The sequence below is a fragment of the Streptomyces sp. NPDC002676 genome (genome assembly GCF_053592455.1).
In genome coordinates this window covers 1-25,299 of sequence record NZ_JBSFVT010000021.1, presented here as the reverse complement: position 1 = coordinate 25,299, position 25,299 = coordinate 1, and the positions used below count along the sequence as shown (strand labels likewise).

Genomic DNA, 25,299 nt, shown 5'->3' with positions numbered 1-25,299 from the left:
GCCGCTCGGCCAACCAGACCCAGATACCGATGCGCAGACGGAAGCCGACCGGGGTCCGCCAGGCGCCTGCGCAGTGGGCCACCCGAACTTGCGCAGGAGAAGATCAGGAACGCGCGGGCGGACTGCGCAGCCGCCCCGCACAGCTCGACTGCGCAGGATCCTTGACCGGTTGCGCAGCCCGATTGCGCAAAGCCCGTGCGGGGCTGCGCAGTCGGCTGCGCAACGGCTGAGCGCCTGGGCTGAAGGTGCGTGGTCGGCCCGACCATGAGCCCGACCACGGCAGCTAGACGACTGCGTTGCCGGATCGTGATCGATGGTCGGGGCTCGTGGCCGTCAGCCTGGTCGGGGTCGGCGGGTGAGCTGACGACATGGAACACACGCACGCCCGCGTACCCAGGCCCGCCGGCCGCCTCACCTCGGCGGGCCCGGTGCGCTGCTCTGGCCACCGCACACGGCCTGCTTCGGAGGTACGGCGGTGAGCCGCTTCGGGTCAGGTGTCCGCCGGGGCGTGATGGCAGCAGACCAGTTCACACAGATCGCCAACGGGCTGTTCCGGGACTCCCGGCTCTCCTACAAGGCGAAGGGGATCTTCGGGTACGTCAGTACGCACAGGAACGGCTGGCAGGTGACGGTCACCGACCTCGTTCGCCTGGGCCCGGACGGACGAGAAGCGGTACGTACCGGCCTGCAGGAGCTCGAGGCGCACGGCTACCTGATCCGTGAACGTCTGCGCCGCCCGGACGGCACCCTCGGGAAGATCGTCTACTGCATTACGGACCGCCCGGCCACCTTGGACATCGCGCAGATCGAAGCCGGCTTGGTGGTCACGGCCCCCGAGGCCGAGCACACCGACGGCCTCCTGGCGGGGATCCGCCGGGGTGTGATGGCGGCCGATCAGTTCACCCAGATCGCCAACGGGCTCTTCCGCGACACGCAGTTGTCCTTCAAGGCCAAGGGCCTGTTCGGACTGCTCTCCACGCATCGGGACGGCTGGCGGATGACCGTCACCGACATCGCCCGCCGAGGCCGCGACGGTGACGCAGCCGTCAAGAGCGGGCTTAAGGAGCTGGAGAAGCACGGCTTCCTGGTGCGGGAACGCGAGCGCGGCCCAGACGGCACCCTCGGCGCGGCAGCGTATTTCATCACCGACCTGCCCGCTCTGCAAAGCAGCAGGTCACAACCAGAGTCGGGTTTTCCACCAGTGGATGACCCTACGTTGGCTGATCGGTCCACTAAGAACACCAACAGAAAGAACCCCAACAAGCAGAACACCAGACCCCTCCGTCCGTGCCGCGGCGAAGCGACGCGAACACCGGGACGGACGGACCAACCGGACACGCCGACGTCCCCGCCGCCCGCGCCCGCGGCGGATGAGATGCATCCGGGGATCCGGCTGCTGCTCGACCTCGGGGCGGCCCGCCCCGAGCTGCTGCTGACCGGGCAGGCGCTGACCGACCAAGGCCGCGTCGTCACCGTGATGCTGGAGTCCGGCTGGAACGCTCAGCAACTGCGGCACGTCATCGCCGCCCGGCCCCTGCCGAACCCGGTACGGAAGACGGTTGGCGCGATCATCGCCGCCCGCCTGCGCGCCGCCCAGGCCTACCCGCCGCCCGCCAGCGCGGCCAACGACCATGACCAGCCCGTGTGGGATGACCCGCCGCTGCAGCCTATGACCGGATCAGCCGCCGCGCGCACGGTGAGCGAGGCCCTGACCTACCGGGCCCTCGTCGAATGCGCCGGCTGCGGCGCTCCCGGAACCGCCCCCGGCGAGGACCTCTGCCCGGCCTGTCTCGGCTGGCCGCTCTGCCGCACCTGCCCGGGCCCCACACCCCGCCGCGCCCACCCCGACGGCGACGGCCGCTGCACCACGTGCGACTCGGCTCTGACAGACCACCACCTGGAAGGAAGCACCTCGTGACGGACACCCTCCACACACCACCGCCGACCGCGGCAGCGCACCACGAGCGCCCCTTCACCCGTGACCCGGGGCGGTGGGAGAAGAAACGCTCCCGCGCCCTGCGGACCGCCCACGTCCCAGGCCACACCTGCTCGGCCGCCTGCGAGCCCGCACTCGTCCACGAACGCACCCTCTGGGGATGGCTCACCTGGACCGTCCCCGGCGATGGCAGCCCGCCCGAGATCCCCCACCAGATCGGGGTGCTCCCCCCGGCCGCGACGCGCTTGCAGCGCCTGGCCCTGTGCTGGCTCACCCGGCGCCCCGCCCAGCGCATCGCCGTGAACACCGTTCCCGGATCGCTGCGGTTCGCCGCTTGCGCCATCGCCCTCGTCAGCCTGCTCTCCGGCCTGTTCGCCCTCCGCCACGGAGTCCCCCTCGACGTCGCCCTGCCGGCGATGCTCCTTGCCCCGCTGCTCGCCGAGCACCTCCCGGACCTGCTGGATGCCCGGGCCCGCGAACACGTCCGCATGGCCGAAGGCGACGTTGCCTGCCGCTACCTCCAGCGCCTCGCCGTCCTGCAGACCTTCCTCGTTCAGGCCGCCGCCGGAAGCGATCGCTACGAGCTGCACCGTTCGGCCGAGGTCGGCCAGGGCTTGCTGTGGGACGCCGCAGGCCTGCTCCAGACCCGGGACACCCGCTCGGCCTCAGCCGACCTCATCGCCCGCGAACGGCTGATGCTCCAACTCACCCACCAGGTCGCCCAGATCCTCAATCGCACCGCAGAGGACATGACAGCCGGCGCGAACCAGGCCTCCGACCCTGGTCGTCCCCTGGGCCCGTACCCGCCTGGCCCCCGGTCGACGACCGATCCGGCAGCTCGTCATGCACCGAACCCACCGCTGCAGAAGGGAACCCTCCCCATGACCCAGCCCGAACCCGGCCCGGCTGTCCCCACCTTGGACGTCTACCTCCTGTTCGCGCACGAGCCCTACTACCCGGTCGGCGCCCAGGAGATCAACACCACCGTCGTGGCCGCAGCCTCTCTGCTGCACCCCCGCGTACGGCAGCCTGACGGCGCCCGCATCCACGACCGCCTTGTCCACGGCCGCCGACCGGGCGAGATAGTGCCGCTTTCCACGCTCACCCACGAACTCGACGGAGGCGCTCGCTGGCCGGAGGTCGGAGACTGGGAGGCAGCCACCGAAGACCTGCTGCAGCTCATCCGCGACCATGACTGCGACGCCCTCAGCCTGGGCCTGCCGGACATCGCCCGCGCCCTGGTGTGCGCCGGCCCGCACAGCGAGATCCGCGCCATCGACCCCACGTCCGGCGCACATCTGGCGTACGGGCCCGTGGACCGGATCGAGGTCCTCGTCGAGATCGGCAGGCACCTGGCCTGGGCTGAAGCAGGATCTCCCCTGTGGCCCGGCAACGGCCTGCTGTCGCCCATCAACTCCGCGGACGCCAGCTGATGTTCGGCTACGAGGCGTACGAAGTCTGAGCTGAGCTGAGGGCGCGGCCGACAGCCGGGCGGATGGCTGATGTCAGGCAGTCTGCTTCTGCGGGTTCAGGTCGAGTTCGATGTGCGGGGCGAGCGCGTGCAGGAAGTCCGGGGCGTCGAAGATCTCGCCGGCGGAGGCGACGCCGATGGTCTTGGTGCGGCCGGTCAGGACGCGCTCGAGGGCCTCGGCGACAAGGGGCGCGGTGACGGCGTAAATGTCCTGGCCGCTGGCCGTGGCCCGGCGTTCGGCTCCGCCCGAGCGCACAACGACGTCGACGAGGAAGGTCTGGTCCGAGCGCCCGCTCTTGTCGGCGGCGGTCGGGGCTGGTGTGTGGGGGGCGGCGACGTCGCGGACCGCCTCGGCGGTCATGTAGGTGGTCACGTCGGGGATGGACAGGTGCTGGGGGACGGTGACGACGTCCGCCATCGTGAACTCCCCGATCACCGGCCGGGGTCCCATCGGATCCGGGAAGGACCACTTCAGGGTGGGCGCGTCGTCGGTGCGGTGCTCCCACTGTCCGCCGCTGTAGCGAAGGCGGTTGGCGCCGCGCCGCTCGCGGGAGACCGCGCCCGAGAGCCGGGTGCCGGCGGTGGGGTGCCAGCTGCTGAGCGCGTAGGCGATGTGTGCCTCGTCGGCTTCGGTCCAGTCGCCCATCGCCGCGGTGGCCAGCAGGTCGCCGAGACCGCCGAAGAAGGCCATGGCCGGGACGATCACCGCTTCCGCGTCCCGGGCCCGCTCGCGGTAGTGGGCGAAGGTGTCGAGGTTTGCCTCGAGCTCGGCGGCCACGTCCAGGTACGGGATCCCCGCGCGCAGCGCGGCCTCGATCACGGGGCCGGTGGTCGAGGCGAAGGGGCCGGCGCAGTTGATGACCGCCGCCGTTCCCGCCAGGGCCCGGTCCAGCGAGGCCGGGTCTTCGACCGACGCCACCCGGGCCTCCAGCCCGTGCTCGTCGGCCAGCTCCTCCAAAGCCTGCGCGTTGCGCCCGGATGGCACCGGGACGAACCCACGCGCGGCCAGCTCCGCCACCACGAACCGCCCGGTGTGACCGTACGCGCCGAACACCGCCACCAGCTGACCTGACCCCATGAGACTGCTCCCGTGCACTCGAACGCCCGCTGCGATGTCGATCCGCTGCGGCCTGACACCCACATCCTGTCCTCGTGGCAGCACCCCGCACGAGCGTCGGAAACGACATGCCACGTACAGTTTCGGACATGCCCACTGTCGCGCTGGCCGTCACCGACGGCATGCTCCACTACGAACTGTCCGTGGCCGTCGAGGTCTTCGGGGCCGACCTGACCCACATCGTGGACCCCTGGTACGACTTCTCCCTCTGCGGGAGCGGTCCGGTGCGCGTCGACCGCTTCCGCCTGGAACCCGACCACGGACTCGACCACCTCGCGCACGCGGACACGGTGATCGTCCCCGGCTGGGCCGACACGGATCGCGAACCGCCCGCCGAGCTGGTCGGGGCGGTGCGCGCCGCTCACGCGGCCGGCGCCCGCGTGGCCTCACTGTGCACGGGCGCCTTCGTCCTGGGCGCGGCAGGACTGCTCGACGGCAGGCGCGCCACCACACACTGGGCCCACACGCGGGAACTGGCCCGGCTCCACCCAGCGGCCACCGTCGATCCAGACGTCCTTTACGTCGACAACGGCGACGTCCTCACCTCCGCGGGCAAGGCCGCCGCCATGGACCTATGCCTGCACCTGGTCCGCCTCGACCACGGCTCGGCCATCGCCAACAAGATCGCCCGCCGTCTGGTCATCCCGCCGCACCGCGACGGCGGCCAGGCCCAGTTCATCGCAACCCCCGTCCCCACCCCGGGCAACCACCCCCTGGACGAGCTCTTCCCCTGGGCGCTGGAGCGACTGGACCAACCGCTCACCGTAGAGGATCTGGCCCGCCAGGCCCGCATGAGCTCACGCCACCTCGGCCGCCACTTCAAGCACCTCACCGGCACCACACCACTGCAGTGGCTCCACACCCAGCGCATCCGCCACGCCCAGGAACTGCTGGAGACCACCAACGCCACCGTGGACACCATCGCCGTGGCCACCGGCATGGGCACCGCCACCACCCTGCGCCGCCACTTCCACCGCAGCGTCGGCGTCCCACCCGACACCTATCGCCGCACCTTCCGCCCCTAGGAGTAGTCCCAAGGCCCCACCAGGCAATCGAACAACGCCACGCACAGTGCTGTCCGACGTGCTGAACAACCGCTGCCCAAACTCGGGTTCTGGTCCAACTTCTGTGGAGCAGTCACGCTCTGTAATGTCTCAGGGCTGGATGGCCCTTCGTGATCCGTTGACAGACCGGTTTGGGATCATGCCCGCATGGACTTCGACCTCGCCCCACCAAACGGCGTTGGACCGTTGCGGATCGGTATGACTCGGCAATCGGCCAACGCGGCGTTGGACTCGTTCCGCGATCTCTCCGCGGTCTCGGAGTCCGACCGGCCGGGTCAGCACATCTTCCGTCCCAGTGGACTGATGATCAGCATCCACTGCATGCGAGACATGCTCGAAGGCATTGAGCTTGGGAGGCCGTCGACTCAGACAGACCGAGTCATCTTCCGGGGCCTGGACGTGTTCGCGATACCGGCCGGCGAGCTGGTGCAACGCCTGGGCGAGTACACCTCGATTGAGGCAGACCCCGACGACCCGGCGTCTTTCGTCGCCTCTGACCTGCTCCTGAGCTTCTGGCGCCCGTTCGCGGCCGACGACGAGCCAGAGGAAGAGCAGGGCTACTACTTCAGTTCGGTCCTGCTGGCACGGCCTGGCTACTACGACACCCCTGCTCAGGCCGCGGAGCGACTCCAGCAGAGCTCGTGACTGTCCCGTCAGGATGCCAGCAGGACTCGTTTCCGCAGAAGGCCGAAGCCAGCCCGGCCGTACATCTGACGCTTGATCATTTTGATCCGGTTGACGTGGCCTTCGACGGCACCGGAGCTCCACGGCAGTGTGAGGCCGGCGACGGGCTTCCTGATCGGCGTGATGTGGTTCCTGACGGCAGGCGTCGCGACTCTGGCGGGGCCGATCCACGTGATTCGCCTGCGCCGGGCGCAGGGCCTGCCGAACCATCCTGTGTTCACGGTGGGCTGAGTGCTCGGCCTCCTGGCCGCCTCCGTTGCCCCCTGGCTGCTCGCGCCGGCACTCGACCCGGATGGCAGCATGGGCAACCTGCGGGAGGCGTGGGTGATCGGTTTACCGATCGGTCTCGTCCTGGGGCCGGTTGCCGGCGTCCTCTGGGCACGAGCGTCTCTCAACACGCTCAGGACGTACTTCCCCGAGCGGCTGAGGCAGAAGTAGCAGCAGATCCGTAGCGATGGCCGGTTCCGCGAAGCCGTGTGGCTTCGCGGGGGAGAGGTGGCTGGCCTCTCCATACCGGCCATCGTGCGGCGTCTGGCCCGCCGGGAGTTCGTCGATCCCTAAAACCAGAGGCCGCGGTCTTACGGTATCCCGCCTGCGACGCGGTTCGGTGCGCTGCAGTCAGGAGGTCGAGGAGCGGCGGGCTGCCAGGTCCTCGAGGCGGGAGCGTTTCCAGCGCTGCTGACGGGGGCGGCCGCCGCTGCCGCGTCGGTACTCGTATCCGTCGGGCTGCTCGAGGTCGGGCAGGAGCCCGTGCCCGAGTGCGCTGATGAAGTTGTCGGCGTTGCTGTATCCCAGGATGCGGGCTGCTTCGGCGGCGCCGACCAGGTCCTCGTTCTCGTCCTGGTCGGCCGGCGGCAGCACACCACGCTTGCGGGCGACAGCGACGACAGTCGCCCGCCGCCACTTCTTGCGGCCCGGGCCGCGGCTGCCTTCTTCCTTCTCCAGGGCCTCTGGCTCGGGCAGTTCGGGGATGCGCCCCTGGTAGAGGGCACTGGAGAAGGAAGCCGGGCTGCCGTAGCCGAGCAGCGCAGCGACCTCGGCCGTACCGAGCAACTCCTCGGGGTCCCCGTCCGCCGACACCTCCGGCCGCGCTGCCGCCGGAGCGGAGCTGCGCCGGCCCTTGCCGGGGCGGCTGGCGACCCAGGCCACGATCGTGCCGCGGCGCCACATCGAGCCGTCGACGTCCTTGTCGGGCTCCGGGAAGTACCCGGGTCGGTCGCGGAAGTAGGCGTCGATGGTCGACGTGCGGGTGTACCCCAGAAGCTGGGCCACTTCCCGCTTGGTCAGCAGCTCGTCCTGGTCGGCCTCGAGTACCGAGGTCGGCAGCGTGCGCTTCTTCGGGGCACGCTGCGCAAAGAACGCGGCGACCTCGTCGTAGCGCCAGAACCGCTTGCGGCCCTCGGTGCGCGCGACCGCGGGGAAGCCGCTGTCCGGGGTGTTGCTCCACTCGCTGACCCGGGGCTTGCTCGTGCCGAACTCGGACACGATCTGCGCGGTGTCCACGAGCCGGTCGGCGGAAGACATCAGGTCCCCTTGGAATAGTCAGCACGGCGGTGCCGGCACTCGGACGAGTGCGACATGTTCGATAATGCCAAAGGGGGCGGTTTGCTGTCCAGCCTGACGCCAAATCCGCTTACAGCACTTCCTCGCCCAGCAGGCACACACCGAAGTGCGCCGCACGCTCCTCCAGCTCCGTGTAGGCCATGGCGGCCGGCGCCGCGTCCCAGGTCACGAACGCGAGAGCGGAGAGCGCCTCGTCGCGCGTCATCCCCTCCTCCCACGCCGCGCCCGCAGCGGCGCACCGCTCGGAGAGTTCGGCGTCGGACAGGCTCGAGGTCTCCCGGTCAACACCGGCCCGGACGTCGGCGACGCCCTCGCACCAGGCCCGGTGGCCCGCAGACAGCAAGTCGCGCAGCGTGTCCGGGTCGCTCACGCTCTGGGCCTGGGCAGCGAGATCGAACAGCAGGGCTGTGGGATTCATCTCCATGGTCATCTCCTCATCCACTGTAGGGGGCGCCTGCCGCGCCGCGGGCTTCGGCTGGCGGGGCAGACGCTGGTCATCAGCTGTGAACGGTGCAGCCGTCGCACAGGGCGCGGCCGCCGTGGCGAGCCAGTTCGGGTTCCTTGCGGGGCTCCTTCTGCAGCGCCGCCCGTACCTGCTTCGTGAGGGCGGTGAACTCCGGACCGTCGTCCCGGCAGACGACGCCCGGGTCGGGCGCCCCGCACTGCTCGGCATGCCGGATCAAGTCGGCGATGCGCCAGTCCGCGCGGAAGCTGTCGCCCCGCGCCCGATCAACCTCGGCGTACAGGTCGGCCAGACGCGGTCGCCGGCCGATGGAAAGCAGCACGTCGCGCTGGAGGCGAAGACGCACAGCGAGCAGGAGATGGAGGTACCGGACCAGTCGCCAGCACCGGGCACGGAGTCGTACGTTCAGGAGTACGGAACCGGCGCGTCGACGTGCCACTCCTTGACGGCGGCGGTTGACCAGTCCTTGACGGGCAGCCACTCGTCCACCACCCGCGCCCCGTTGACCTGCACCGTACGGAAGGCCGGGTGCTGGCGGCGAGCAATACTCCGCGGGGACGAATGCGTCCCCCGATCGCCACGCAGTGTAAGGACGGCATGTCCTCTCGCAACCGTCATAGTGGTGACATGGCGAAGTAAATCTTGTGGTCCTGCTCTCGAGACGGACAGGAAAGCGCTGCGAGATCTCCAAGCGTATGGAGCGCGGCACGGGCGAGAGTGAGTGGTTGACCTTATGGACGTGACGGCGATTATCGTCTCAGCGGTTGCGGTTCCAGTCGGCACAGCGATGGTCGGCGGTATCAGCCTGATGATCAAGGACTCCTGGAAAGCCAAGAGTGCCGATCAGCAACTGCAGTACGCCGCAGCACAGGTGCAATTCATCAACAACTGGGTGCAGACCCGGAGGCTCTCTGAGCAGGTGACCGACGCCCCGACCCCCCTGGACTGGCTTGACACATGCCTCAGAACGACTGAGCGACAGATGGTTGCCGCTCACCGCAAGGAGAAGAATGTAAATCTGTGCAGATTGCTGATGCTCGACCCACTGAAGTCGCGTGTTGCGCAGTTCGCCCGTGTTCTCTTCTGGCTCTCAATCGCCTTCTTCAACCTCGCAGGAATTAGAGGAATCGCGGACATCGTCAGCGGCGCCAAGGGGCCGGAGGCGCTCACAGTCAGCGAAATGGTGTCGAACGTCGTTACTTTTGGAACGCTTGCCATCGCGTTTCGTGAATGGTCCAAGCATGCGGAAAAGAAGTTCAGTAAAAGGAGTGAAGCGAGTGAGGCGGAAGGATATTAACCACCAGGAGTCGAAAAAAGCACAGCCCACGCCAGAGTGCGGAGTGCTGGCGGCGAGCCAATACTCCACAATGGCGAATGAGTCCCCCGAACGCCACGCAGCGTCACGGCGGCGGTGCGCTCCAGGTCGATGCCGTGCGCGTCGGGCGCGGTGAGCATCTGCGCGAGGTAGGCGGTCGAGTCGGCGCCCAGTCCCCAGTTGATGACGGTGTCCAGGTCGTCGGTGGTGCTCAGGCCGGGCAGCGACAGCGTGTACGCGATGCGGGGCATGGCCTCCGTCACTCCTTCCGGGGTCCGTGCCTGGCCGAACGGCCGGGCACGGAAGGGCGGTTGGGCTGGTCAGCGCAGGGCGGCGAGCGCGTGTGCGGGGTCGGGGACGAGGACGGCGCGCTGCTCGGCGAGCAGGCGGACGTTGCCGTCGGCGCGCACGTCGCCGGTGGGGGGCGGGACGAGCACGGGCCGGTTCAGGTCGGCGGCGACCTCGGCGGTGTGCATCGCCGCCTCGGCGTGGTCCATGGCCTCGACGAGAACCACCGCCCGCACGAGCGCGGCGAGCAGGGCGGCGCTGGCCCGGAGCGTTGCTCCGCTGGCCGGGGTGCCGGGCGGGAACAGGCTGACCACCGCGCCGCCGCTGGCGGGTATGGAGCTCAGCAGCTGGGCGTGGTCGTGCGGGTGGGCGCGGTCCAGGCCGCGGGGCAGAACGGCGAGCGTCGGGCGCCCGGCCTTAGCGGCGGCCCGGTGGGCTGCTGAGTCGACGCCGTACGCGAGCGTGGCGGTGACCGTGTGCCCGGCCTCGGCGACGGCGGTGGCGAAGGCCTTCGCACGGGTGAGGGCCTCGGCGGTGGCGGCCCGGTTGCCGGTCACGGCCACGGCCGGGGCGGTCAGCCGGGGCAGCTGCTGGTGTCCGCGCACCCACAGACCGAGTGGGCAGTCGGGGCCGAGGTCGGCCAGGGCGGCGGGCCACACGTCTTCCGAGGGGATGACGAACTGGCACGTCAGCTGGGCGTTGGCGAGTTCCTCGCGCGGCTTGTACTGGGCCAGGCGGCCGCTGGCGTCGTGGTCGACGCCGTACTGCCAGACCTCCTCGGCAGGGTGGTGGGCGAGATGGGCGGCGACCTGATGGGGGGCGAAGTGGGCGGCCAGCGCGGCGCGGGCGGCGCGCTCGGACAGGGCGGTGCTGGGCACGGCGTACCTCCGTGAACGGCGGCGGCCGGCGGGCATGCCGGTGCCGCGATGGGCGTTGCGGGATCGAGTGGTGGGGTCAGCGGCCGGTGCGGCTGGGCGCGGTGACCGCGTCCCAGGAGCGGCGCGGCGGCGACTGCCACCAGTGGTCAGCGGGTGCGGCGGCGGGAACTGCGGCCGGACGGGGTTCAGCGCGGGGTGCGGGCTCGGGGGCTGCAGCCGCGCGCGGTGCCGGGGCGGGCGCGCGTCCGGCGAGGACGGCGGGCAGGGTGTCGTCGATGTAGGCGACGTGGTGGGCGAGGTCGACGCCGACCTGGGCGGAGTCGAGGTGGAGCAGGCCCGCGCGCAGGGCCAGGTGCCCGGTGGCGATCACGTGCACGGCGTCGGTGAGGCACTCGGCGGCGTGCCGGGCGAGCGGTCCGGTGACGGTGCAGATGACCGGGACCGGCTCGCCGTCGCGCCACTGCCCTCGGGTGCGGTCGTACTCGCGCGAGGCCTGCATCACGGTGAACCGGGCGGCGGGTGTGCCGCGTTCGGTGTGGCGCAGCTGCACGGTCCCGTACATGCGGCCGCGGATGACAGCGGTGGTTTCTCCGCTCATGGAGGTACTCCTTGATGCGACGAACGGTCTGGCGGTGCCCGGGAGTCACCCAAGCAAGTTCCATAATACCTTTAACCGGGACGGGTGTCATCCATTTTTTCTCCACCGGGGAGGCACCCGCCCCGTAGCGGCCGGCTTCGGCCTACGATTCGCGCTCCGCCTCAACCCCTGCGGCAGGCTGGGGGGTTCGGCAGGGCCCGGGCCCCTCGCAGCAGGTTGCCGCAGCCGGGTTGTCCAACTGGCAGGCTGGGCAGCGCCACAGGACGCCGGCGGCCAGAGCCGCGGCGAGGACGGGCTCCTTCTGTATCCGTACGGCGTCGGCCGCACTCAGCAGCGCGTCCAGCAGCGGCGGCCTGGGGGCGCCTTCCGCGTTGCTGTCGTCGAGCACGATCGTGTCCTCTACCTTGACCCGCAGCGGCACCGTGTCATCGGGCCTCACGAGGTGGTCCGGGGCGCTGTCGAGGTGGACGGACACCCGGACGGCGCCGACCCGGGGGTCGAGGTAGGCGAAGACCAGGACGCCGTCGACCTCCAGACAGGGCAGACCGTCGTGGATTCCTGCGTGGAAGACAGCGGCGCGGTTGGCGCGCTCGCAGTCGACGGCGTCGGGGAACTGGAAGGCGAGCGGCACGATCCGTGGGCGGCCCCGCCCGCTGATGGCGTCGGCGTACAGCGAGTAGCCCTCGTCCGGGCGGTTGTCGCGGTCGGGCCCGTAATAGAGGTCCACGGCCGTGGAGTCGTCGGTGGGCGGTTCGTCGGGGATGTCGCCGTCGCCCAGGAGGTTGTCCCAGCTTCCGCGCACGTGCCGGGCGAGCTCGGCCAGCGCGGAGTCCTCGTCGGTGAACAGTCCGATGCCGTCTACGTGCCGGTCCCACCGGCGCAGGACCCAGGCTTGTCCCGGCGGGCGCGGCGGAATGTGCGCGACGGCCGGGTCAGGGGCGGTGAAGTCGAACTGCTCCAGCCAGCCGCTGAGGATGTCGGCGACGTCCGCGCCGGGCCACTCGTCCGTGCGCTCCTCCAGATCGGTCAGCTGCTGGTGCAGCGCGATGACGGCCTTGCCCACGGGGGTGTTCCGGTCGACGGGGGTCTTCGGCTCGGGGGTGGTCACGGTTGGTTCCTCTCGGTTCGGTGGGTGGCGGGGCGGTGTGGGGCACGCCTGCCTCGGGCTCAGAATTCGCCGAGAATGCGCAGGCTGACGTGCCAGCGGTGGGGGCCGGCCTGGTGTTCGGCGGTGGCGGTCGCCTGGCGGAGGTCGTCTTCGTAGCTGTGGTTGATCCACGCCAGGACGCGCAATTCCGCCTCGGCCGGGCTGGAGGCGTCGATCGCGAACAGGGTCGTGGCGGAGGGCCAGCCTTCGTCCGGCCGCTCGAAGACCGTGTCGCTGACGCGCTGGGCGTGCCAGGCGGTCTCCGGGTCGTCGGGAACGGGTGGCAGGGTCACGGGGTACGCGGTGGGCATGCAACTCCTCTTCGGGGTCACGGAGATGGGGGCGGCGTACCGGGCTGGGCCCGGCACGTGGGGGCTAGGGCTGCTCCAGTCCCAGGGCTGCGCGCAGCAGGTCGAGCAGGGCGGCGTGGTCGGCGGGCAGGACGGCCTCACGCAGGACGCGCGTGCGCAGGATGGGCACGTCAAGGCTGATCCCGACCGGGACGTCGGGTGCGTCCTGGCGGAACACCAGCTGGTAGTGCCGGGCAGCGATCATCCATGCCTCGTACCGGTCGGCGGGCCGTCCGCTGCGGGCGGTGTGCCCCGCGTCCGGCGTCAGCTCGGGGCACGGGCACGACCGGTCGGCGCAGGGGCGGGACGCGGGATGGGAGGCGAGCACCGGGCGGGAGCGGTAGTGGCTGGCGGTGCCGTTGAGCATCGGGCAGTTCGCCGCGGTGTAGGGCTGGCACTCCGGGTGGAGCCCGGGTTCGGGGGAGTAGCCCTGCTGCTGGTCGGCGGGGCGGACGATGACGAAGAACCGCTCTTCAAGGGGCTGGGAGCAAATCTGGCATAGGCGCTGGAGGAAGGCGCGCCGGGCACGGTCGGCGTCGAGGCTGCCGAATACGGCGTGCCCGTTGTGGATCAGGGAGACCCACGGCACGACCAGTCCGCCGGCCAGCGGCCGGGCCAGGCAGCGCACGGGGATCGCGCGGCTCATGGAAGTCACGTTCCTTTCGCGAGAGTTGTGGGCAAGGACGGGATGGCGGGGCCCGGGCCGGGGGCAGCACTCGGCGCGCCGCCCCCGAATCTCCGAGGCGGTCAGGAGTCGGCCGGGGTGTCGGTGAGCTCGATGCACGAGGCCGGGACCTTCGGGATGCGGTAGCGCCTTTCGCCCTCGGGGACGGCGAAGCGGGTGTTGCGCGGGTCCCGGCGCAGCTGCGCGGTGGAGTCCTCGTCCAACACGAAGTCGAAGCGGCTACCCGTCCTGTTGGGCTTGCCGACGGTGCCGGTCAGACGGCGCAGGCAGGCCGGGGTGATAGTGGTGTTGATCCGTCCGAGGCGGCCCGGGAAGATGTCCGGGCGCTTGGCGGCGTCGAGTTCGACCAGGCGGGCGGCGGCTGCCTCCTGGACGGCGACCAGGGCGCCGACCTCGGACAGCCCGCCGACGAATGCGCGAATCTCGGCAAGGGTGGGCATGGGTGTGTCCCCTCTCCTGTTCGGTGGGGTGGTCCGGGCGTCTCGTGCGCCCGGTGGAGGAATCCGGCCGCCGGATGGCGGCCGGATGGGGCCGGTCAGCCGAGCGGGTAGAGCACCAGCGCGGCGACGGCGTTTAGGGGGATCTGCGGGTAGAGCCTGCGCAGTTCGGCGTCCCGGGCGAGTTCGCTTTCCAGTGGGTACACCTCGCCTCGCAGCTCGTCGGCTTCGGGCGCGTAGCGAGCGCGCGCGTACGTGCTGAACGGCGAGAAGCCGTTGCCCTCGGGATCGATGGAGAGCACGACCAGGGTGCTGCCGGGAAGGCGTGCCCAGTCGTTGCCGACCAGGCGGCGCAGCACATCAAGGGTGAGCGGCTGGTCGCGCCGACTCGGCGCGGGCTCGGCAGGACCGGACGTGGACATGAGGGACTCCGTGTGGTCTTGAGTGAGCGTCGGGTGCGGAGGCGGGCACCGAGGGTGCCCGGCCGTCCCGCGTGCGTGGCCTGGTCCGTGCGGCTCAGGCCTCGTCGGTGGCGTCGGCGTCCGCGCCCCGGTGAGCGGCGACCGCCTGCTCCTCGACCTCCGACAACCGGTAGGAGCCCTTGTCGTCCTGACCGAGCTTCTCCAGGAGCAGCAGGTAGGTGGCCTGCTGCGGCGTGAGGTCCTCCCAGAAGCGGACTTGCATCCGGGCGTCGTTCCACCCCTTCGGGTCGCGCATGTCGCGCTCGAACGCGGCGGCGACGTGCGCGAACAGCACGTGCGGCAGCCGAGCCTTGGAGACGGTGACCAGCTCCGACAGGCGCACCCGCTCGAACGGCGTCTCGGGCAGCTTCACGCCGAGCAACTGGGCGAAGCCCTCGGCCTCCTGCCGACCGGCCCACTTGCCGTAGAAGCGGGGCAAGTCCAGCAGCACCGAAGCGGCGAACTTCCAGGCATCTTCCGGCAGGGCCTTGCTGGAGCGGACCAGGCGGGAGACGAACTCCTGCCGGGGACCGGCCGCCGCCTTCCAGGCCCGGTTGCACGCGGTGGTGCGGGCCCGCTCAGCTGCCTTGGCCTCGTCCTCGGCCGTCTTCTCCGGCTTCGGCTTCGGGCGCAGCTTGTGCCCGTGGGCGGACGGGTCGGCGCAGTACCAGACCGGCTGGTGCTCGTCGTCGAGTCGGGCGCTGTGGCCGGGGCAGCCCTTGTGGTTGTCCTCGTCAAGAGGCCTGCCCAGCGGCGTGGTCAGCTCCGACAGTGCCCGGGCGGTCTCCTTCTCCCCGTACGCCAGTTGCGTGGGCAGCAGGGGGATGTCCGCCTTCTCCAGTGCCGCGACGGCCTCCTTGCGGGCGGTGCGGTCGGCCTGCTCGGCCTTGAGCAGGGCGAGTTCCTGGTCCCAGTGGCCGCGCCCGCCGTCCTCGGTGGCCTGGTCCCGGGCCAGGGCGCGCGACAGCCGGTGCTCCGCGTCGGGGACGTCGGCGACCTCGGCGAGCGTGGCCATCTGCTCCAGGTCCATCCCTCCGGCCGACGCGCGGCGCAGGGTGGCGTCGTCGAGCTGCTGGGCGCGGCCGAGCCGCTTGCCGGTGCCGCGCTTGAGCCCCAGGGCGCGCGCGGCGGCCTTCTGCTCGACCTCGTCCATGCCGATCAGGGAGAGCTCGGCGGCCTTGAGGGTGTCCTTGGCCGACATGCCCTCGCGCTGGTGGTTCTCGATCAGGGACAGAAACCGCGTCCATGCGTCCCGGCCGACCAGGTCGGCGCGGACGAACGCCTTGATCTGCCGCCGCTCGTGGCCTTCCGCCTCGGCGGTGGCATTGGCGATCTGCGCGGCCTGGCTGCGCCGCCAGCCTTTGAACGCGCCGTAGGTGCCGTCGGGGCGGGGCCGGACGCTGACGGGGTCCTGGACACCGACGGCCTTGACGGAGTTGATCAGGTCGTCGTCGGGCTCGCGGTCGTGCTCGCGGGCGTTGGAGTCGTCGCGGACGATGGCGTCCGGGTCGAGCAGGACCGCGATCAGGTCCGCCTCGTCGGCGTCGGCGTCGGCCGACTGGGCGGTGGCACTCGTCGTGGCTGTGGCCATCTCTGGCCTCCTTGTGCTGGTTGACGGACTTTCAGCGGTGCCGGGAAGGAGCCACCTTCTCGACATGTTCCATAATACGTATTCTGAGGTATGGGGCAACTGAATTTCTGAGCGCTGCCTCAGCGCCCAATAGCAGGTCAGGACGCCTGACGGCGTCGAGCCGCGTGCACGGAGCAGGCGTACACGGCGCGCCTTCCGCCCTGGAGGCGGGGGGATGGATGTCACCTGCTCGGCGCAGGGCACACCGAAGTCGACGCACCTGCGCTCGTCATCAGATGCGGGGGCCGGCGCGGGCGGCGGAGACTTGGCGGAGCGGGGCATGGCGGAACCTCCTTCAGGTTCGGTGCCGGGGCAGGGGGCGTACGCGCCCTCGGGTGTGGGGGAGTTACTCGGCTTCACTGGCGGTGGCCTGGCGGCGGTGCTGCTGGGCCACCGCGCGGGCGCCCAGCTGCGAGGGAACGGTCACGCTCCAGCCGCAGGAGCATCGCGCCACGGTGGACGCTGGTCAGGTGCTGGGCCTCGGGAGCGCACAGCAGCCGCAGGTCTGCGTCCGCCACGGCCGCCACCCTGAAGTGATCCCACTCGGAGCCCTCCAGCCGACCGGCGAGCTGCGTTCCGGCGGTGCTGCGTAACTCGATCCGGCCGTCCGGCCACACGCGCGCGGACGCGCCGGGCACGCTCCAGCCGACCGAGCCGTCGGACTGCCGGGGGATGCCGTTGCGGTGATCCGGCGTCATCCGTGCGAGCAGCCGGACCGAGACCATGGAGGCGGACGGGCGGCGGTGGTCGGCCGTCTCGGGCGCGGCCTTGGCGATGGCGGCCAGCCAGGCCGGCGCGAGCGGGTACGCCTGCGGGTGCAGCGTCAGCAGCGCGGCGCGGTCCCGGCCGTTGCGGGAGCGCACGGCGGCCCGTACGAAGTCCGAGGAACGGGCGTACCTGCGCACGGAAACCGGGCCGTGCCCGGTGGTGAACCGGGCCTGCTGGCGGTGGGCGAGCGCGGACAGGTCGGCGGTGTCCAGCGGGGTGTCTGCCTGGGGCATGGCGGCGGTCCTTTCAGTGCGGGATCTCCCGGAGCGGTCACGTCAGCGGTGGGGGTACGGGTCGGCGAAGTGCCAGGTAAAGGTGCGTCCCGAGGTCATCCCGTGGCTGGGGCAGCCGGGGGCCAGGACTGAGCCGCCGCAGCGCAGGAGTGTGCAGATGCAGCGGTCGGCGTCCGGGTGGGCGTGTACGTCGGGTTCGGGGTCGGGGAACATCGGAGCCTCCTTCGCCTCGGGCGGGCGGGGAAGGCTGGTGCTCAGTCCTGGACGGGGCCCTTCGCCTGGTTCTCGGCCCGCCACTGCGACAGCTGGCGGACGCACGCTGCGCTGTCGGCGAGGCAGTCATCAGCCGTGTCGGGGGAGGGGTGGCGCACCACGTCGATCGCTTCACCGTCCGGGTCGTACAGGCGAGGCTTCCACCCTCCGCTGCCCCTGCGGCTGCCGTGGTCCTCCGGCGCGTGCCCGGCGGAGCCCTCGTCGTCGACCTGGATCCTCCAGCCTTCGACCAGCGGGACGAGTACGGCGGTGTTGCCGGGGCCGGGTGCGCTGGTGAGGCCGCACCCCTGGAACGCGGCGAGTTCCAGCGCGCGGATCAGGATCTCGCCCGCGCAGGCGGGGATGTCGCGGGCGGCCACCGGTGCGGCGTCGCGTCGTTCGCGCAGGGCGGTGACCAGCTCCAGCGCGGCCGTGGTTTCGACCGACAGCCGTACGTCGGTGAGCCGGGCGTGCAGCTCGGCGAGGACGGCGAGGGCCGTGAAGGCGCCGGGCAGGTGATCGACGATGTTGGTGTGGAGCAGGAAGAGCCGTGCTGCCCAGTGCCTGGCGGGGCTCTCCGGGGTGCTGTCGGGGAACTGCTCGCAGGTCAGGTCGTACGCCCGAGTGATGCCGTCGCGGGTGAGGGTCCGCAGGGTGCGGGCGGCGGCGACGATACGCGCGGGGTCGGCGAGCGGGAAAAGGTCGCGCTGGTCGGTGGCGTGGGCCTCGTAGAGGACTCCGTCCCACAACACGGTCAGCTCTACGGCGCGTTCGGCCCGGTGGGCGAGTCGGGCCAGCCGCCGGGGGTCGCTCTGGGCGCCCAGGGTGAGGGCGGCGCCAGCCTCGCGCTGGAGCGTGTAGGCGTGCTGGGCATGGTTGGTGAGCAGCGCGGCTGCGTTGTGCAGGTCCATGGGGAGCCTCCTCGCTTGCAATTCGACATGTTCCATAATACGTAATCCTGAGGATGGGGCAACTGGATTTCTCAGCGCTGCCCCACCGTGAACGGCGCAGGTCGGAGCGGGAGATGCCGGGTCGCGTGCGTGGAACTGGCGCGCTCAGGCGTCGCGCCAGTCCTGCCCGCTCGCGGCGGTTCCACCCGGCTGTGCCTCGAGCTGCTCGGCAACCGCGCGCGCGAGCAACTCAAGGCCAGGGGGGTTGGACAGTTCCATGATGGTCTCCCTCTGTGCAGGGGGTGGGTGGGTGAGTGGGGGCGGTGCGCCTACGGCGCGGGGGGCTTGGAGTTGCGGTGGGCGTCGTGGCGCTCGGCGTCGGCGCGGGCGTCGTCGGCGGTGTATCCGGTGTCGCACCAGGCGTGGCAGATCTGCCCGGGCGGTGCGAGACAGGTTTCGCATCGCTCTTCGAAGTCCTCGGGGCGGAACGGCCGCGGTGGGCTGCTCATGCCGGGGCGTCCTTGATGCGCTCCGCCACCTGGCGGGCGGACAGAATCGGGGTCGTCGTCATCAGCGCTGAACAGCTGGCCTCCCAGATCTGCCCCGGACTGGACGGGGAGATCTGGAAGTTGGTGGCGGGGCTGATCCGCCGCGTGCGGCCGTGCGGGTCCGTGACGGTGTAGTCCAGGAACTGGGGGTCGTCCTGGCGGCCGTTGTCGCTCCAGGTGAGGCCGGCGGCGGTGAGGGCGCGGCCCAGCTGGGCGCAGCGTTCCGGGGTGGCGTGGGTGAACGTTGCCACGGGTCGTCTCTCCTCGTGATCAGGGGCAGGACAAGGGGCGGGGCCGGGGCGGCCTGGCGGCAGGCCACCCCGGGGCGCGGGCTCGTCGGCCTACGGGCGGGTGAGCTCGCGGTGGTTGCGTTCGCTGGTCTCGCGCGCTTCCCTGCGGGCCTGGTCGGCTGCTGCCTGCGGGCTGGCGGCGTAGACGACGTTGACGCTGCCGAAGGTCTCTTCGGCGTCCTCCTGGTGCTGCTCGTGGACGTCGGCCCGTTCGCCCGGATCGGCGGGGGCCGCCTCCACGTGCCAGATGTCGACGTCGCCCCCGCCCGTCCACTGACCGATCACGAAGTACGCGCGCTCTTCGCTCTCCGGCGCGGCGGTGGGCCGGGTCAACCCCTCGTACTCCGACCGGAAGAGCGTCAGACGGCGGCCCTCCGCGTCGGCTGCGCCCCTGCTGATCTCGGCCCACTTCGGCAGGTACTTGGCGCGGTGGGCCAGGCTCTCGCGGTCCGGTGCCAGCAGCAGCGCGAGCACCGGGTGCGGGCGGTCGGTGAACCAGCGGGCCAGCGTCCACCACGCGGCGAGACTGCGGGCGGCCTCGGCCCGGTGGGCCTCGGCCTCCTCCAGCCAGCGGGCCTGTGCCCGTTCCGCGTGCGAGATCATCGCGTCCAGCCCCTTCAGCAGCTGCGGGGTGTCGCGGTGACGGGCCGCGTGCTGGAGGCTGGGGAAGTCGCTGCGCGCGGCGTAGTCGCCGGCGCACGCGCGCAGGATGGCGGTCAACGTCTGGCTGGCCTGCTCGGGCGCGGGGCGGTCGTCGGTGTCGACCAGGGACATCGGGTCCTGCCACCCTCAGGGCACGTCGGCGGAGTAGGCCAGCACCCTGAGCGTGTTGCCCTGGTAGGCGCGGCCTCGGATGCGCACCAGCGGCTCGGCGGGCCACTCCCGCGCGCTGGCGGATCCGAGGGTGGCCCGGACGGCGTCGAACCGGTCCCACCGGGCGGGGCTGCTGGTCGCGATCACGTGGACGGTTCCGCTGGCGGCACCGGTGAGGCAGTAGCGCACGGCTCCGGCGGGGTCCGCCTCGGACGGGACGGCGCGGAGTAGGCGCGGGCGAGAGGCGTTGAGCTGCTCGCGCAGGGCCGTACGGCGGCCTGCACGACGGCGGTCCCCATGCCGTGCAGCCATCCGCGCTCGATCCGCCACCCGCACACGACCGGGCCCGGGGCCTGCTCGGTCTGCACGACCAGGGTGGCCAGGACGGTGCAACTGCCCTCCAGGGCGGCCGTCACGGCGGCCTCGATGACGGTGAACTCGTCCGGGTCGGCGTCCAGGTGCCATGCGGGGGCGGTCGTCACGTCGACGGTGGCGCTGGCCAGGGCATACCGGCCGTCGACGTCCACCGCGGCGTAGTGCAGGCGGTGACGTCCGGCACCCAGGGCGGTGAAGAGCTGAGCGAATGCCTGGTGCGCGCGGTCGCGGGCGGCGTTGATCGCTTCGTCTCCGGGATAGGGCAGGGTGCGGCGGTCGGCGCGGGCGGGCTGGTCGGGGTGCAGGCTCGTCACGGTGACTCCAGCTGGGCGACGGTTTGGGGGCCGGCTGCGCGCGGCGGGCGGGGGTGTCCCGCGCGCTGTGGCGCGCGGGACTCGGTCAGATGACGGGGCGGCGGCGGCCCTGCTCGTCCAGGCGACGCACGTCGGGCGCAGGCTCCCGGAAGTGGCACCACGTGCGCCCCATGAAGTCCTCGGCGGTGTAGAAGTGCACCGTTCGGGCCCGGTCGCTTCCGCATGCCGTGGCGTACGCGGCGGCGTACCAGTAGCCGTTGATGTTGAACGGAACGGCGTCCGCGGGCCACTCGTGCGGGATCGGGACCAGGTGCGCCCGGCGGACGTGCTGCAGGCGGTGTTCGGCGGTGAGGCCGACCGCCATGAAGTGGTCCCGCTCCATCGGGCGCCGCTCGCCGAACTCGTCGTCCTGCTCCCAGCAGGCGTCGCAGTGGCCGAATCACGTGCACGGCAGGAGGTACAGGGGGCGGTCGTGCATCTCGGTGATGGTGCCGTGGTAGGTGACGCGGCTCCCGATGAACAGCCGGGGCGCGGGCGCGGTCTCAGGCATGGGCGGCCTGCCAGGCTTTCGTGTTCCACTCGCGGGTCAGTTCGTCGGCGTACGCGACGTCGCGCGCGGCCCCGGTGTTCAGTGCGGCCACGACCAGGACGCTGCCCCGGATCTCGTCGGCGCGGCGCTGGGCGGCGGCGGCCTGCTCCTGGCGCTCGGCCTCCTCCTCTGGCACGCGTCGCACGAGGGAGATCCGGTCGTCGCTGGTGAAGATCACGACGTAGCGGCGGAAGTCCTCGATTCGCCACGGGCGGGCCGGGCCTGTCGTGGTGTCGGCCAGCGTGGCGCGGGCCTCGGCCAGCAGCTTCGCCACTTCCTCGGTCGCCTTCACGCCCGTGTACCGCTGCTGCTGGGTGCGGCCGTAGTAGACGCGGGCCTTGTCGCGTACGGGGGCGAACTCCACCGGGGCGTAGATGCTGAGCATCCGGCGCGCCCAGTTGTCGCGCTGGTCCCGCTCGGCCTGGGCGGCGCGCGCGGTGTCGGTCACCTTGCCCTGCGTCCAGCTCAGCGCGGTAGCGGCGCACGACGTGCCGTAGTAAACGACGTCTTCGGCGGTGCCGTCCTCGTTCCCGTCGGCGTCCAGCGGCATCATCGCGACGGTGCGCTTGAGTCCGCGGCGGCCGCAGCAGCCGCACGTGTCGCAGTCGTCGACGATGCCTTTGATCTTCCACTTCGGGATGGGCATGGATGGCCTTCCGTGGGGCGGTGGGTGGGCGGTGGGTGTCGAGTTGATGGGCGTCCGCCGGCGCGGCCTGGGCGCAGGGAGGGACGAACGTGTTCTTGGCGCGCGGGCTGCTCCACAGACGCGATGCGCTGCCGCTACGCGGCAGGGGCCGGCGGGCAGCGCTCCGCGCTCCTGATGCGGGGTTGAGCGCTCCGCGCTCCGGGCGGATGCGGCCACTGCTGGCCGGTGGGGCCGGACGGGCACCCCCATGGGGGAGTTGGGGTGCCCACCCGGCGTTCAGGGGGTCAGACCGTGGTGAGGGCGAATGCCTTCTCCATCAGGTCGTTCGCCGCTCCGCTGATGACCCGCTCGGCGCGGGCGTCCGCCTTCTCGGCATCGGTCTTGCCCCGGGTCGGGGCGACGTGGTTGGCGTACTCGGTCAGCGCGTTGTATCCGGCCCACCGCGTGCCCCGGATACCGGCCTGGGTGTCGGCGTGCTCGAACAGGTTCGAGATCGCCCCCCAGCGCTGGCGCTGGTTGGTCTTGGCGCGGGCGTGAGCGCTGTCCTTGACCGGCCACAGCTCGTCCACCACCGACTTCAGCTCGCTGAGCGTCATCTCGGCTTCGATCATGCGCTGTGCGGCCTGCTCGAACTCCTCGGCGTACCGGAATGTCAGACCGAGTGCGGAACGGGCCTGCGCGATGCGGGCCTTGGCTCCGGCGGTGTGCCGCACCACGAACGAGGAACGAGCCCCGTGGATGGCCGCGCGCATGGTGTTCGCGCATACCACCCGGACCGGCGTCACCACGATGCGGAACGCGCTGCCTCCGTCGTGGCTGTTGAAGGCCGCGATGTACAGATCAACGTCGTCGTTCCCGCCGATCGTGAGACCCTGCGGCATCTTCATGGTCAGGAACACCTGACGGCCGTCCTTGAGCGATCCGGCGGTCTCGAAGTGCGCGCCGGACTCGTCGGCCAGAAGGTTGAGGAACTCGGCGTGCTCCTCGTTCTGAACGGGGTGGTAGTCGCTCCCGACCACTCCGAGCGTCTGCGTGCGGCCGGTCTTCGGGTGCGTCCGCGCGGTCGCGAAGTGCTGCGGCACCTCCAGCGGCGTGGTTCCGTCGGCCGTGATCTCGGTCGCGGTCAGGGGCAGGAGACGCACGTTCCACCCGGACAGAGACGCGATGCGCATGACCTCCTCGGCGGTCATCGCGCCATCGGTGACGGTGCCGAGCTTGTGCCAGGCGCTCGTGTTGGCGGAGGCGAAAGCTGCGGTGCCGTCGGTGAACTTCTCGATCTCGTGAGCCACTTGGGGCTTCCCTTCTGGTGACGAACTTTCGGCGTGTCCGGTAGGGGGCCACCCCTTCCGACATGTTCCATAATACAGCCGTCTTGATCTGTTGCACCACCCCACGCGCAAACTCCTGCGACATCTCCTGCGCTATCCCCTGTCCTCGACCAGCGGCCGACCTTTCCAACACCCCAGGTCAGGTGGCCTCTTACGCGTGGTCGGGGGAGCTGACATCCCCTCTGCTGCCGCTCTCCCTGCCCGAATGAGAAGAAAGGTGGGGGCGGGCAAGGGCGGCGCGGCGGCCTCGGGGATCGGGGCCGGGGTTTCAGGTTGCGCGTCGGCGGGGCCTCCGCGCTCGGGCGGGCGCTGGTGCGCCCGGCATGACGAGAGGCAGGGGTAGGCGCGGCGATGGCCTGAGTAGGGGAACTGGCGGAGAACTGGTCCACTACCATCGTGAACTGATGGCCGTTCAGCACTTGGTGTTCTGGTTTCAGCGACAGACGTTCCACTCAGTGAAATATGGACAGAGGTTGTGTCGATTTGGCGCCGAATACTGATCTCATTGGGATGACGTTTTCAGTGACACCGAGTGTCAGGGACCAGTTTTTCTGCGTAGTGGGCAGGGCTGTGAGCTGGGATTGTGCAGGTGTGTTGGTTGGGGTTGGGTGCTTGATCACCCATTGATGGTGAGCAGGGTTGGCGGTCGGCCGGGTATTTGATCTGCGGTGATGCCATCGGTTGGGGGCGTTGCGCAGGTTGATTGGGTGCTGCGCAGTTTCGGTGGTCGTCGGGGTGTGGACGGCGTCGGTGTGGTTTTTGGTTCTCCGCTGTGGGCTGTGTGGGACTGTTGATCTCTGGCAGCGGGTTGAGTTGGCCCCAGAGTTACTCCGGCTTGGTGGGGGCTTCTTCCAGCGGTAGGTGGTCCCGGTAGTAGGTCGACTCGAGCCACTCCTCGATCACGATGAGCGGACGCGTCAGGTGCGCGTTGCCGACCTGTTGTGAGCGCAGGAGGAGCCCGAGATCGGTCAGTGCGAGTGAGCCGTCGAGGGTGTAGAGCAGGCAGTTGCCGTGTTCAGCGGCGTAGTCAAGGAGCCATTGCTGTGTCTGCTGGGGATCGCGCCCGGTCAGGGGGACATCGGCGAGGGCGACTTGCGGGCCGGTGGCCGCATCCAGCGCGACGCATGCCAGCTTTGCGGCGTCGTAGAACACGCTCACCCCGTCGGGGAAGTCCTCCTGCGCGTATGGCCCGCCCACCCGTTCCCGGGGTCCGGATACCTGGAGTGCGTCGGCGACCTCGGCCGGGCTCATTGCGAACCGCAGTGGTCCCACGCCAACTCCGGGAAGCAGCTCCCAGTGCTCCCGTTCCTCGCCCGTCCTCACGTTCCCCACCCGCAGGTCCTCCTGTTTGTCTCCCTGCCACCGACAGCCGCAGCCGTTTCTCCAGCCGGGCGCTGTGCACTCTACGGGCCACCACGGACATCGCTTCGACGTCTCGTTTTCCGGGCCGATCAGTGTGACGCACCGCTTTGGACGGGGGGGGTCAACGGCTGATCTCGGTTGTTGAGGTGTCAGTTGTTGCTTGGGGTCAGGCGGCCCTCGAAGGTGATCTGGAACGCGTTCAGGGGTGCCTTCCAGCGCATGGTCCACCGCTTGCGACCCTTGCCGGTCGGGTCCAGGCTCATCAGTGCCATGTAGATGCACTTGAGGGCGGCGGCCTCGTTGGGGAAGTGGCCGCGGGCGCGGACGGCCTTGCGGATGCGGGCGTTGACGCTTTCGATCGCGTTCGTGCTGCAGATGACCTTGCGTATCTCGACGTCGAAGGAGAGGAACGGCACAAATTCGGCCCAGGCGTCCGACCACAGCTTCACGATCGCCGGATAATTCCGGCCCCACGCTTCCTGGAACTCCAAGAACCGCTCCGTGGCCGCGTCCTCGTTGGGCACGGTGTAGACGGGCTTGAGTGCCTTGGCGACCTTGTCCCAGTCCTGGCGGGCGGCGTAACGGAACGAGTTCCGCAGCAGGTGAACCACACACGTTTGAACAATCGTGCGAGGCCAGATGGTCTCCACGGCCTCGGGAAGGCCCTTGAGTCCGTCACAGACCAGCATCAGCACGTCGTCCAGGCCGCGGTTCTTCAGCTCGGTGAACACGTGCAGCCAGTACTTGGCGCCCTCGCCGCCGTCGCCGGCCCAGATGCCGAGGATGTCGCGGGTGCCGTCCACG

At 70.5% G+C, this 25,299-nt stretch carries 33 protein-coding genes; 7 read left to right on the top strand and 26 right to left on the bottom strand.

Annotated elements, in window-relative coordinates; genetic code table 11:
- The first annotated feature begins 475 nt into the window (after nucleotides 1-475).
- Nucleotides 476-1,918: a hypothetical protein gene (locus ACWD3E_RS35795; protein ID WP_451391683.1), complete on the top strand. Its 1,443-nt coding sequence runs from the start codon at nucleotides 476-478 to the stop codon at nucleotides 1,916-1,918.
- Nucleotides 1,915-3,369, top strand: coding sequence for a hypothetical protein (locus tag ACWD3E_RS35790; protein WP_451391682.1), 1,455 nt, complete (start codon nucleotides 1,915-1,917; stop codon nucleotides 3,367-3,369). The genes ACWD3E_RS35795 and ACWD3E_RS35790 overlap by 4 nt, the downstream gene beginning before the upstream one ends.
- A gap of 72 nt (nucleotides 3,370-3,441) precedes the next feature.
- Here ACWD3E_RS35790 and ACWD3E_RS35785 read toward each other — a convergent pair whose 3' ends face one another.
- Nucleotides 3,442-4,485: a saccharopine dehydrogenase family protein gene (locus ACWD3E_RS35785; protein ID WP_451391681.1), complete on the bottom strand. Its 1,044-nt coding sequence runs from the start codon at nucleotides 4,483-4,485 to the stop codon at nucleotides 3,442-3,444.
- Between the two features lie 128 nt (nucleotides 4,486-4,613).
- Between ACWD3E_RS35785 and ACWD3E_RS35780 the strand changes: the two genes are divergently transcribed.
- The 4 genes from ACWD3E_RS35780 (at nucleotide 4,614) to ACWD3E_RS35765 (ending at nucleotide 6,710) form a co-directional block, all read left to right on the top strand.
- Entirely contained in the window at nucleotides 4,614-5,549 is a 936-nt protein-coding gene (locus ACWD3E_RS35780; RefSeq protein ID WP_451391680.1) for a helix-turn-helix domain-containing protein, read from the top strand.
- Nucleotides 5,550-5,735: 186 nt separating this feature from the next.
- A complete protein-coding gene (locus tag ACWD3E_RS35775; RefSeq protein ID WP_451391679.1) occupies nucleotides 5,736-6,233 on the top strand; it encodes a hypothetical protein in 498 nt (165 codons plus the stop codon).
- A gap of 72 nt (nucleotides 6,234-6,305) precedes the next feature.
- On the top strand, nucleotides 6,306-6,503 hold the full coding sequence (locus ACWD3E_RS35770; protein ID WP_451391767.1) for a hypothetical protein: 198 nt from the start codon (nucleotides 6,306-6,308) through the stop codon (nucleotides 6,501-6,503).
- Nucleotides 6,504-6,710: a hypothetical protein gene (locus ACWD3E_RS35765; protein ID WP_451391678.1), complete on the top strand. Its 207-nt coding sequence runs from the start codon at nucleotides 6,504-6,506 to the stop codon at nucleotides 6,708-6,710.
- A 180-nt stretch (nucleotides 6,711-6,890) separates the two neighbouring features.
- Here ACWD3E_RS35765 and ACWD3E_RS35760 read toward each other — a convergent pair whose 3' ends face one another.
- The 3 genes from ACWD3E_RS35760 to ACWD3E_RS35750 all read right to left on the bottom strand — a co-directional run bounded on the left by ACWD3E_RS35760 (nucleotide 6,891) and on the right by ACWD3E_RS35750 (nucleotide 8,644).
- A complete protein-coding gene (locus ACWD3E_RS35760; RefSeq protein ID WP_451391677.1) occupies nucleotides 6,891-7,796 on the bottom strand; it encodes a helix-turn-helix transcriptional regulator in 906 nt (301 codons plus the stop codon).
- A 109-nt stretch (nucleotides 7,797-7,905) separates the two neighbouring features.
- Nucleotides 7,906-8,259 (bottom strand): hypothetical protein, encoded by a 354-nt coding sequence (locus ACWD3E_RS35755; RefSeq protein ID WP_451391676.1) that lies wholly within the window; start codon nucleotides 8,257-8,259, stop codon nucleotides 7,906-7,908.
- Between the two features lie 73 nt (nucleotides 8,260-8,332).
- On the bottom strand, nucleotides 8,333-8,644 hold the full coding sequence (locus tag ACWD3E_RS35750; RefSeq protein ID WP_451391675.1) for a hypothetical protein: 312 nt from the start codon (nucleotides 8,642-8,644) through the stop codon (nucleotides 8,333-8,335).
- Nucleotides 8,645-9,037: 393 nt separating this feature from the next.
- Here ACWD3E_RS35750 and ACWD3E_RS35745 point away from each other — a divergent pair, with 393 nt between their 5' ends.
- Nucleotides 9,038-9,595, top strand: a complete 558-nt coding sequence (locus tag ACWD3E_RS35745; RefSeq protein ID WP_451391674.1) for a hypothetical protein — start codon at nucleotides 9,038-9,040, stop codon at nucleotides 9,593-9,595.
- On the opposite strand, the gene ACWD3E_RS35740 is transcribed toward ACWD3E_RS35745, so the two are convergent.
- The 22 genes from ACWD3E_RS35740 to ACWD3E_RS35635 all read right to left on the bottom strand — a co-directional run.
- Nucleotides 9,592-9,864 carry a hypothetical protein gene (locus ACWD3E_RS35740; RefSeq protein WP_451391673.1) on the bottom strand — a complete coding sequence of 91 codons (273 nt, stop codon included), beginning with the start codon at nucleotides 9,862-9,864 and terminating at the stop codon, nucleotides 9,592-9,594. The genes ACWD3E_RS35745 and ACWD3E_RS35740 overlap by 4 nt on opposite strands.
- A 69-nt stretch (nucleotides 9,865-9,933) precedes the next feature.
- The gene (locus tag ACWD3E_RS35735) at nucleotides 9,934-10,779 is read right to left on the bottom strand and encodes a DNA-processing protein DprA (RefSeq protein ID WP_451391672.1); all 846 of its coding nucleotides are present in this window, start codon (nucleotides 10,777-10,779) and stop codon (nucleotides 9,934-9,936) included.
- Nucleotides 10,780-10,855: 76 nt separating this feature from the next.
- Nucleotides 10,856-11,377, bottom strand: a complete 522-nt coding sequence (locus tag ACWD3E_RS35730) for a single-stranded DNA-binding protein (protein WP_451391671.1) — start codon at nucleotides 11,375-11,377, stop codon at nucleotides 10,856-10,858.
- 142 nt (nucleotides 11,378-11,519) lie between these two features.
- Nucleotides 11,520-12,485, bottom strand: a complete 966-nt coding sequence (locus ACWD3E_RS35725; RefSeq protein ID WP_451391670.1) for a hypothetical protein — start codon at nucleotides 12,483-12,485, stop codon at nucleotides 11,520-11,522.
- Nucleotides 12,486-12,544: 59 nt separating this feature from the next.
- Entirely contained in the window at nucleotides 12,545-12,835 is a 291-nt protein-coding gene (locus tag ACWD3E_RS35720; protein WP_451391669.1) for a hypothetical protein, read from the bottom strand.
- Between the two features lie 64 nt (nucleotides 12,836-12,899).
- A complete protein-coding gene (locus ACWD3E_RS35715) occupies nucleotides 12,900-13,520 on the bottom strand; it encodes a cell envelope biogenesis protein OmpA (protein WP_451391668.1) in 621 nt (206 codons plus the stop codon).
- 101 nt (nucleotides 13,521-13,621) lie between these two features.
- Nucleotides 13,622-13,999 carry a hypothetical protein gene (locus ACWD3E_RS35710; RefSeq protein WP_451391667.1) on the bottom strand — a complete coding sequence of 126 codons (378 nt, stop codon included), beginning with the start codon at nucleotides 13,997-13,999 and terminating at the stop codon, nucleotides 13,622-13,624.
- Between the two features lie 95 nt (nucleotides 14,000-14,094).
- A complete protein-coding gene (locus ACWD3E_RS35705; RefSeq protein ID WP_451391666.1) occupies nucleotides 14,095-14,418 on the bottom strand; it encodes a hypothetical protein in 324 nt (107 codons plus the stop codon).
- 94 nt (nucleotides 14,419-14,512) lie between these two features.
- A complete protein-coding gene (locus tag ACWD3E_RS35700; protein ID WP_451391665.1) occupies nucleotides 14,513-16,048 on the bottom strand; it encodes a ParB/RepB/Spo0J family partition protein in 1,536 nt (511 codons plus the stop codon).
- Between the two features lie 395 nt (nucleotides 16,049-16,443).
- Nucleotides 16,444-17,088 (bottom strand): hypothetical protein, encoded by a 645-nt coding sequence (locus tag ACWD3E_RS35695; protein WP_451391664.1) that lies wholly within the window; start codon nucleotides 17,086-17,088, stop codon nucleotides 16,444-16,446.
- A 42-nt stretch (nucleotides 17,089-17,130) separates the two neighbouring features.
- The gene (locus ACWD3E_RS35690; RefSeq protein ID WP_451391663.1) at nucleotides 17,131-17,301 is read right to left on the bottom strand and encodes a hypothetical protein; all 171 of its coding nucleotides are present in this window, start codon (nucleotides 17,299-17,301) and stop codon (nucleotides 17,131-17,133) included.
- Between the two features lie 41 nt (nucleotides 17,302-17,342).
- Nucleotides 17,343-18,251, bottom strand: a complete 909-nt coding sequence (locus tag ACWD3E_RS35685; protein WP_451391662.1) for a hypothetical protein — start codon at nucleotides 18,249-18,251, stop codon at nucleotides 17,343-17,345.
- Between the two features lie 308 nt (nucleotides 18,252-18,559).
- Entirely contained in the window at nucleotides 18,560-18,739 is a 180-nt protein-coding gene (locus tag ACWD3E_RS35680; RefSeq protein ID WP_451391661.1) for a hypothetical protein, read from the bottom strand.
- Entirely contained in the window at nucleotides 18,736-19,029 is a 294-nt protein-coding gene (locus tag ACWD3E_RS35675; RefSeq protein WP_451391660.1) for a hypothetical protein, read from the bottom strand. The genes ACWD3E_RS35680 and ACWD3E_RS35675 overlap by 4 nt, the downstream gene beginning before the upstream one ends.
- A gap of 90 nt (nucleotides 19,030-19,119) precedes the next feature.
- Nucleotides 19,120-19,842 (bottom strand): hypothetical protein, encoded by a 723-nt coding sequence (locus ACWD3E_RS35670; protein ID WP_451391659.1) that lies wholly within the window; start codon nucleotides 19,840-19,842, stop codon nucleotides 19,120-19,122.
- 15 nt (nucleotides 19,843-19,857) lie between these two features.
- On the bottom strand, nucleotides 19,858-20,028 hold the full coding sequence (locus tag ACWD3E_RS35665; protein ID WP_451391658.1) for a hypothetical protein: 171 nt from the start codon (nucleotides 20,026-20,028) through the stop codon (nucleotides 19,858-19,860).
- Complete coding sequence (locus ACWD3E_RS35660) at nucleotides 20,025-20,570, bottom strand: hypothetical protein (protein WP_451391657.1); 546 nt, start codon at nucleotides 20,568-20,570, stop codon at nucleotides 20,025-20,027. The genes ACWD3E_RS35665 and ACWD3E_RS35660 overlap by 4 nt, the downstream gene beginning before the upstream one ends.
- Before the next feature lie 85 nt (nucleotides 20,571-20,655).
- On the bottom strand, nucleotides 20,656-20,952 hold the full coding sequence (locus ACWD3E_RS35655; protein WP_451391656.1) for a hypothetical protein: 297 nt from the start codon (nucleotides 20,950-20,952) through the stop codon (nucleotides 20,656-20,658).
- A 160-nt stretch (nucleotides 20,953-21,112) separates the two neighbouring features.
- Complete coding sequence (locus tag ACWD3E_RS35650) at nucleotides 21,113-21,805, bottom strand: hypothetical protein (protein ID WP_451391655.1); 693 nt, start codon at nucleotides 21,803-21,805, stop codon at nucleotides 21,113-21,115.
- Between the two features lie 284 nt (nucleotides 21,806-22,089).
- The gene (locus ACWD3E_RS35645; protein ID WP_451391654.1) at nucleotides 22,090-23,094 is read right to left on the bottom strand and encodes a DUF932 domain-containing protein; all 1,005 of its coding nucleotides are present in this window, start codon (nucleotides 23,092-23,094) and stop codon (nucleotides 22,090-22,092) included.
- Nucleotides 23,095-23,958: 864 nt separating this feature from the next.
- A complete protein-coding gene (locus tag ACWD3E_RS35640; protein WP_451391653.1) occupies nucleotides 23,959-24,465 on the bottom strand; it encodes a hypothetical protein in 507 nt (168 codons plus the stop codon).
- Nucleotides 24,466-24,644: 179 nt separating this feature from the next.
- On the bottom strand, nucleotides 24,645-25,299 hold a 655-nt coding region (locus tag ACWD3E_RS35635; RefSeq protein WP_451391652.1), incomplete at its 5' end, for an IS256 family transposase.